The 8001-nt window shown below is 72.8% G+C and carries 7 protein-coding genes; 4 read left to right on the forward strand and 3 right to left on the reverse strand.

Annotated features, from left to right (window positions below; all coding sequences use genetic code 11):
* Positions 1–140: 140 nt before the first annotated feature.
* The 4 genes from GT042_RS08645 (at position 141) to GT042_RS08660 (ending at position 4857) form a co-directional block, all read left to right on the forward strand.
* Positions 141–1184, forward strand: a complete 1044-nt coding sequence (locus tag GT042_RS08645; RefSeq protein WP_161308121.1) for a ribonucleotide-diphosphate reductase subunit beta — start codon at positions 141–143, stop codon at positions 1182–1184.
* A 124-nt stretch (positions 1185–1308) separates the two neighbouring features.
* A complete protein-coding gene (locus GT042_RS08650) occupies positions 1309–3183 on the forward strand; it encodes a hypothetical protein (protein ID WP_161308122.1) in 1875 nt (624 codons plus the stop codon).
* Entirely contained in the window at positions 3156–3626 is a 471-nt protein-coding gene (locus GT042_RS08655) for a DUF2809 domain-containing protein (protein ID WP_161308123.1), read from the forward strand. The genes GT042_RS08650 and GT042_RS08655 overlap by 28 nt, the downstream gene beginning before the upstream one ends.
* A 199-nt stretch (positions 3627–3825) precedes the next feature.
* The gene (locus GT042_RS08660; RefSeq protein ID WP_161308124.1) at positions 3826–4857 is read left to right on the forward strand and encodes a helix-turn-helix domain-containing protein; all 1032 of its coding nucleotides are present in this window, start codon (positions 3826–3828) and stop codon (positions 4855–4857) included.
* On the opposite strand, the gene def is transcribed toward GT042_RS08660, so the two are convergent.
* The 3 genes from def to GT042_RS08675 form a co-directional block, all read right to left on the reverse strand.
* Positions 4833–5489 (reverse strand): peptide deformylase, encoded by a 657-nt coding sequence (gene def / locus GT042_RS08665; RefSeq protein WP_161308125.1) that lies wholly within the window; start codon positions 5487–5489, stop codon positions 4833–4835. The genes GT042_RS08660 and def overlap by 25 nt on opposite strands.
* An 86-nt stretch (positions 5490–5575) precedes the next feature.
* Positions 5576–6580, reverse strand: coding sequence for a hypothetical protein (locus GT042_RS08670; protein WP_161308126.1), 1005 nt, complete (start codon positions 6578–6580; stop codon positions 5576–5578).
* A gap of 105 nt (positions 6581–6685) precedes the next feature.
* On the reverse strand, positions 6686–7987 hold the full coding sequence (locus GT042_RS08675) for an HD domain-containing protein (RefSeq protein ID WP_161308127.1): 1302 nt from the start codon (positions 7985–7987) through the stop codon (positions 6686–6688).
* Between the last annotated feature and the right edge of the window lie 14 nt (positions 7988–8001).

Here is an 8001-nt window from a genome sequence, read left to right on the forward strand (position 1 = left end):
GTGCCGGCGCCGGCCACCGCTGCCGCCGCCACCATCCCGCTCCAGCAGGCGTCCCCGGCCCCCGCGAACCCCATGGTGCCGGACGCCGACGCGATCGCCTGCTCCCTGGAGAACCCCGAGTCCTGCGAGGCCTGCCAGTGATGAGTTCCACCGAGAAAGGTCTCGCCGTGACGAGTCCCGCCGAGAAGAACCTGCTCGACCCGGGCTTCGAGCTGACCTTGCGTCCCATGCGCTACCCGGACTTCTACGAGCGCTACCGCGACGCCATCAAGAACACCTGGTCGGTGGAGGAGGTCGACCTCCACTCCGACGTCGCCGACCTCGCCAAGCTCTCCCCCGGCGAGCAGCACATGATCGGCCGGCTGGTCGCGTTCTTCGCGACGGGCGACTCGATCGTGTCGAACAACCTGGTGCTGACGCTCTACAAGCACATCAACTCCCCCGAGGCGCGGCTGTACCTGTCCCGCCAGCTCTTCGAGGAGGCCGTGCACGTCCAGTTCTATCTGACGCTGCTCGACACCTATCTGCCCGACCCGGACGACCGCGCGGCGGCCTTCGACGCGGTGGAGGAGATCCCGTCGATCCGCGAGAAGGCGCAGTTCTGCTTCCGCTGGATGGACTCGGTGGAGAAGATCGACCGCCTGGAGACCAAGGCGGACCGGCGCCGCTTCCTCCTCAACCTGATCTGCTTCGCGGCGTGCATCGAGGGGCTGTTCTTCTACGGAGCCTTCGCGTACGTGTACTGGTTCCGCTCGCGCGGTCTGCTGCACGGCCTGGCCACCGGCACCAACTGGGTGTTCCGTGACGAGACGATGCACATGAACTTCGCCTTCGAGGTGGTCGACACCGTACGCAAGGAGGAGCCGGAGCTGTTCGACGACGCGCTCCAGCAGCAGGTCACGGACATGCTGAAGGAGGCCGTCGAGGCGGAGTTGCAGTTCGGCCGCGACCTGTGCGGCGACGGCCTGCCAGGCATGAACACGGAGTCGATGCGCGAGTACCTCCAGTGCGTCGCGGACCAGCGGCTCCAGCGGCTGGGCTTCGCGCCGGTGTACGGCTCGGAGAACCCGTTCTCCTTCATGGAGCTCCAGGGCGTCCAGGAACTGACCAACTTCTTCGAACGCCGCCCGTCCGCGTACCAGGTGGCGGTGGAGGGGTCGGTCGCCTTCGACGACGACTTCTAGGCCGCTGTTCCGCGACTTCCGGGTCGCTGGTGCACGACCGGGGCGCGCCCCATCTCCGCTGTGGCGGGGGTGGGGCGCGTTGTCGCGTTGTCGCGTTGTCAGTGGGTGCGTACACCATGGACCCATGACGACGACGAACACGCGGCACGACCACCCACACCCAGGGGAGGAGTCCGACTGGCGGGGGTTCCTGCGCGGGTGGAGCGCGGAGTGGGCCGACTCGGCCGATCCGGCCGTGGTGGACGGGCACGGGCTGCGTGAGGCGCGGGAGCGTCGGTGGCTCGGGTTCGAGCCGGCGGATCCGAAGGCGGTCGCGGTGTGGGAGGCGCGGGCGGGGGGTGCGCTGCCGCCGTCGTTCCGGGCGTTCCTGGAGGTCACCGACGGGTGGCGGATGACCGGCCCGTCCGTATGGCTCCTGGCGCGGACGGAGGGGATCTTCGGCGAGGCGGGGTCGGAGGGCCGGTCGCTGCGGCTTACCGACGACTCGGCCCAGGTGGAGGTGGTGCTCGACCCGCTGGACGTGGCGGCGGACGGCGAGTGGGCGGTGCGGGTCCGGCCGGCGGGGAGCCGGGCGGAGCCCGCGCGGTATCCGTCGTTCCGGGCGTACATGGAGTCCGTCCACGAGAGATTCCTCGCGGATGCCCACGCGAGTGCCGGCACCGACGGCCTGGACGCGGACGTGGAGCGCGCGCGGCGGCTGGCCCTCTCCGGTGATCCGGACGGGGCGTTGGCGCTGCTGGCGCCGGCGGTACGGGCCCGCCGTCCACGCGCCCTTTCGATCCACGAGCAACTCACCGTGCTTCTCGGGCTTCCGCCGTGCGGGGAACGCGCGGCGCCCGTCGGCGACACGGCGTACACCGTGCGGGAGTTGCTCCCGAGCAGGTGCCTGACGGCGAAGCGATGGACCTCGCTCGGCAGCGTGCCCGATCTGGAGGGGGTACGGAGGGACTTCCCGGCGGTCGATCCGGCGGTGGTCGAGTCGGTGCTGCACGCGGTTGCCGACGGCACGTACCGCCACAGCGTCGAGGGCCCGTTCGGTGAAGTGGTGGCGCGGGCAAGGGAGTTCGCGCGCTGGGGGTCCGTGGGCGAGGCGTGGGCGACGCTGCGCGACGGCATGCGGGAATGGCGCCCGTACGACGACGAGGAGCAGGTGGCCCCCCTGGGGCTCGTCGCGGACGGCGTACTGGGACCGCTGCTGACACCCCGGCGGGGACGGGAGTTGCTCACCACGTCCCGTACGGCCGCCGTGGCGGCCACCGCGAAGCCGGACGGACTGGCCTGGCTGGTGGCGGAGGACCGCAGGTTCGAGTTCAAGTGGTGGCTGGTGCTGGCGCGCGGGGTGGAGCCGGCGGAGCTGCCGCGCGTCCTGGGCACCGAGAACGGGCTGTCGCCGCATCCGGTGACGGAGGCGAGGCGGCGCGAAACGGCGTTCCACCCGCCGGCGGCGCCGCTGGTGATGAAGGACCGGCCGGGTCAGCTGGTGGTCCCTGGCGTGCCCGCGAACGGGCTCCCCTCGGCGGCGGCGGTGGGCCGGGCCGGGCCGGACACCGGGGCAGGGGCCGGGGGCTGGGCGTTCGCCCTGGTGGAGAAGGCGGGACGGGGGGTGATGCGGTCGCCCGCCCCGGCCGCGTCGGCGGTCTCCGGCGGCCTGGTCCTGAGCGTGGGCAGTACGTTGAACCTCGACCCGGACGCGCCGACTCTGCGGGTCACGGCCGCCGAGGCCGGCCGGATCGTGTGGGAGGTCACCGTCGGCCCACCCGGGATCACCGAGCCCGAGGCCCGGGGAGAGGTCCCACCGGCCCTCGACCCCCGCCGCCACCTCGCGGCCGGGCCGGTCGCGGACGACCCTGAGGCCATCGACCCGGCCGCACCCGCGCGGTGGCTGTGCGAGGCCCTGGCAGCGGAGTTCGGGGTGTCGGTGAGCCGCGACGCGGTGGTGCTCGGCCGCCTGCACAGTCTGGAGGTCCCGTCGTGGTCCAGCTCCCCGTTCACGCCGTGATCCGTACCCGGGCGGCAGCTCTCGCGTGTGCCGTGTCGACCGTCGCCGCGGGGCTCGGGGTCAGGGCGTGGGCGGACGGCGATCTCGCCAAGTACGCGGGCGACGCGCTGTACACCGTGCTCGTCCACACCCTCGTCGTGTGCGCCGTCCCCCGGGTACGGCCCCGCACCGCGGCCGTGGGCGCTTTTGTGTTCAGCTGCGCGGTCGAACTGCTCCAGCTCACCCCGGTCCCGGCCGAGCTCGCCGCACGCAGCGGGCTCGCCCGGCTGGTGCTGGGTTCGACCTTCAACGCGCCTGACCTGCTGTGGTACGCGGTCGGCGCGGGCGCGGCAGCAGTCCTGCACTCGGTGCCGACGCGTTCGGCTCGCTCGGCGGGCTCGACGGGCTCGACGCACTCTGCGCCCGTCCGTCGTCCCGTGCGGTCTTCGGATCCCCCCTCCTGACCGTCGCGTGGCGCAACTGGCGGTCGATCGACAGGTCCTTGAGGAGCCAGAGCAGGGCCGGGAGGGCCAGGAGGACGAACAGGGCCGTAAGGGCGACAAACGCCAGGAAGGTGTCCATGTATCCAGCGTCGCGGATGGGTTCGACACAAGGCAGTGGCAGGACTGTCATCGAACCTCGAATTACTGCCACACTGGGCCCATGATGAAAAACGTCGCCGCCGTCCTGCTCGACGGAGTCCACCCCTTCGAACTCGGCGTCGTCTGCGAGGTGTTCGGGCTCGACCGCAGCGACGACGGGCTGCCCGTCTACGACTTCGCGGTGGTCTCCGGGGAGGGGGCGGAGCTGCGTACCCACGCGGGATTCACCCTCGGCTCGCTGGCCGGGCTCGAACGGCTGGAGGAGGCCGACCTCATCGCCGTACCCGCCGGGGACGCCTACGCGGAGCGCGAGTTCCCCGAAGAGCTGCTGGCGGCGCTGCGGCGCGCCGTGGACCGGGGGGCGCGGGTGCTCAGCGTCTGCACCGGCGGCTATCTGCTCGGGGCCGCCGGCCTCCTCGACGGGCGCCGCTGCGCCGTGCACTGGCGGCACACGGCCGACCTCGCCCGCCGTTTCCCCGAGGCACGGGTGGAGCCCGCCGTGCTGTACGTGGAGGACGGCCCCGTGATCACGTCCGCCGGTACGGCCGCCGGCATCGACGCGTGCCTGTATCTCGTACGGCGGGAACACGGCCCGGAGATCGCCAACGCGCTCGCCCGCCGCATGGTCGTCCCGCCCCACCGCGACGGCGGCCAGGCCCAGTTCATCGAGCGGCCGCTGCCCGTCGCCTGCGACACCGTCGGAGAGGTGCTGTCCTGGATGGAGCGCCACCTCGACCGCGAGATGACCGTGGAACAGCTGGCCGAGCGGGCCCACATGTCACCGCGTACGTTCGCCCGCCGCTTCCAGCAGGAGACGGGGACCACTCCGTACCGCTGGCTCCTGCGCCAACGGGTGCTGCTGGCGCAGGAGTTGCTGGAGGGTACGGACGAGACGGTCGACCGGGTCGCGGGGCGCGCCGGGTTCGGTAACGCGGCGGGGCTCCGCCATCACTTCCTGCGGACCCTCGGGACGACGCCGAACGCGTACCGGCGGACGTTCCAGGGGCCGGCGCCCGTCCCGGCCCCGGCCCCCGTCCCGGCCGCCACCTCGGCCCCGGCCTCACGGTCTCAGGCGTTCGGGACCGTCTCGTAGCGCGGCGTGCCTTCTTCCATCTGCTTGAGCGCGTCCTTGCGGTCCCGCTTCGACAGCCGGTCGATGTACAGGTATCCGTACAGATGGTCCGTCTCGTGCTGGAGGCAGCGCGCGAAGTAGCCGGTGCCCGCCACCTTCACCGGATTGCCCTGGGCGTCCTGGCCGCGTACCACCGCGTAGTCGGGGCGGGGCAGGGCCGCGTACGCCGTCGGGACCGACAGGCAGCCCTCGTTGGAGTCGTCCAAGTGGCGCTTCTCCGGCGGCAGTTCCTCCAGCACCGGGTTGCAGATCGCCCCGACGTGGCGCTTGCCGTCGTCGTCCGGGCAGTCGTACACGAAGACCTTGAGGTCCACGCCGATCTGGTTGGCGGCGAGGCCGACGCCCTCCGCCGTGTGCTGGCTGGCGAACATGTCGTCGATCAGCGCGGCGAGGGAGTCGTCGAACTCCGTGACATCCCGGCACTCCTTGTGGAGCACCGGATTCCCGACGACGGTGATCGGGCGGGACGTGCCGCGCTCGCGGTGTGCCAGCTCACGCTCCGCGGCGCCCTCCGTGTCGTCGGCGAACCCGTCCGCCGTCCCCGCCACGGTGGTACCACTGTCGATCCGCTGGTCCGTCTCCTGCTGCGCCATGTCCGCAGTACGCCTTCCTCGGTTCCCGATGCTGCCCGCACGATCGGCACGATGTGCCCATACAGCCTAAGGGCAGCCGGCGGACCTCAGCAGACCTCTTCGAGATCGCGCCATTCCCGGGTGTCCGGACTGTCCGCGACCCACCCGTCCAACAGCCCCCGCACCAGCCCCTGCGGCGCCGCGATCCCGCACTCGCGCTCCGGCACCCACAGCTCGCCGGCCGTACGGTGCCCCAGCGGCCCCGGGTGCCCCGGCTCGCTGTGGTCGTGCGGGTCCAGGTGCTCCCCGTCGCCCTCGGCGCTCGGCATCCGGCTCTCGGAGCAGGCCCGGCACAACAGCCGTACGGACGACGACCAGTCCTCGGCCGCGAACCCCGCGTCGGCCGCGAGGCGCTCCAGGGCGTCCCGGTCCTCCTCGGTGGCCGCCTCCAGCAGCACCACCCACGTCGGTACGGGCGAGGGCGCCCACAGCTCGATCTCGTCGAACACGGGGTACGCGCGGGTGTTTCCGTCCGGCCCGGCGGCCGTCGTGCGCTCGCCGTGCGGTACGCCGTCGTGGAGCACGACCTCGCCCCAGCGCCGTCCCGACGACGGCAGCGGGATCGAGAGCAGCTCGATGCGGGCCGGGTCGAGCCTGCGGCCCCAGACGACCTCCGCCTCGCCCTCCGGCGAGAGCCGGACGGCGGCGCTGCCCAGCTCCATGCCTTCCGGTTCGCCGTTGGCCTCGACGCTGTGCGGATTGCCGGGCACCTTCAGCCCGTACGCCTGCCAGGCGCGGCGGGCCAGCGGCCAGTCCTGGAGGGCGGTGGCGGCGATGCCGACGTTCCACCAGTCGGGGGCGCCGGTCTCCTTGTCGAGCAGCGCGACCGCGCGCAGCCCGGCGGCGCGCGCCTGCTCCCAGTCGTGGCGGAACTTGTGCAGCAGCGCCAGGTTGAACCACGACTCCGAGAGCCAGGGCTCCAGGTCCGCCGCACGGGTGAGCAGCGCGCCCGCGTCCTCGTACCGGCCGTCACCGATCAGCGTGAACGCGCGGTCGGTGGCCTGCCGCCACGAGGCGGAGGGCCGATGCCGTACCTTCCCGAAGATCCTCACGATTCCCGCCTGCCGGTCGCTCGGGTCTGTGCCCCCGGACACCCTCTTCTTCCTCTTCTTCGCATCCAACCATGCCCGGTCCCACGCCCGCTCATTACCCATGGGTTACCCGGCCCCGCCCGGGGCCGGGCCGCCTCGGGACAGCACGCGTGCCAGGGATTCCACGACCTCGGGCTGGTAGTCGTGCCCCGTCCCGAGCCGCAGCCGCTCCAGTGCGCCGAGCGATCCGCCGAGCGGTCCGCCGGGCGATCCACTCGTCCTGGCACATTCCCCGGTGAGGTCGTCGTACGCATTGACGGTGCGGACGATCCTGGCGGAGAGCGGTTGTTCGCGGTACGGATCGGCCTGGCGCTCCACGACGACGGCGACGGCGGCGGGCACGCCGGTCTGGCGGACGACCTCGCCGCCGAGGAGGGCGATCCGGCGCTGCTCGTCGGCCGGGAGGAAGGCGGTGGCGCCCTCGGGGACGGGATCGACGAGGGAGAGCTGTCCGATGTCGTGCATGAGGGCCGCGTATTCGAGGACGGTGAGCTCCGGTCCTGAGAGGCCCAGCTCGCGGCCGACGGCACGGCTCAGCTCCGCGACTCTGCGGGCGTGGCCGTGGGGGGTGTAGCCGGCGATCTCGGTGGCGCGGGCGAGGGAGGCGATGGTCTGGCGGTACGTGGTCCTGACCGCGGCGTACCGCCGGTAGGACAGCTGGGTCAGCAGCAGCGGTACGCAGAACACGGGCAGCGCCCAGAGTCCCGCGACGGCGACCCCGAGGGCGATGACGGCGCCGGTGGCGCAGACGGCGGAGCCGATGTGGAGGAGGGCGCCCAGCTCGTCGCGGAGAAGGGGGCCGAAGGGGTGGCGGGTGCGGGCGCGGAGCAGCACGGCGGCGAGGACGGCGTCGCAGAGGGCGGTGAGGACGAGGAGGAGCAGGAGGGTCGCGGCGTAGAAGGGGCCCGTGCCGAAGCGCTCCACGAGCCCGTCGGCCCCGCCGGGGTGGTACCCGGAGGTGTAGCCCGCGCTGTACCCCGCGTGGTACAGCGGCTGGAAGCACACGGCGGCGAAGGCGACGGTCAGGACGCGGCGGACCAGGTGGTCGAGCGCGGGGCCGCGGCCCTTGGCGATGTGCGGTACGGAACCGGCGAGAGTGGCCGCGACCACGACGGCGAGGGTCTGGAGGACGCCGTGGGTGGTGCGCTGCCCGGCGTTCTCGCCGAGGAGGGCGTACGCGAGCGCACCGGCGGCCCCGAGGGGCGCGGGCTCCCGCTCGCCGGGGAGTGCGCCCCACCGGGCCAGCTCGCCGACGACGACGAGCAGGCCGAAGGCGAGAGCGGTACGCGGCTCGGCGAGCCCCCGCCAGAGCGTCGCCCCGAGCGCGACCCCGGTGAGGAGCGCGGCGGAGCCGTACACCCCGACCACGGCGACGGCGGGCC

This window comes from Streptomyces sp. SID3212, assembly GCF_009865405.1.
GTDB lineage: Bacteria > Actinomycetota > Actinomycetes > Streptomycetales > Streptomycetaceae > Streptomyces.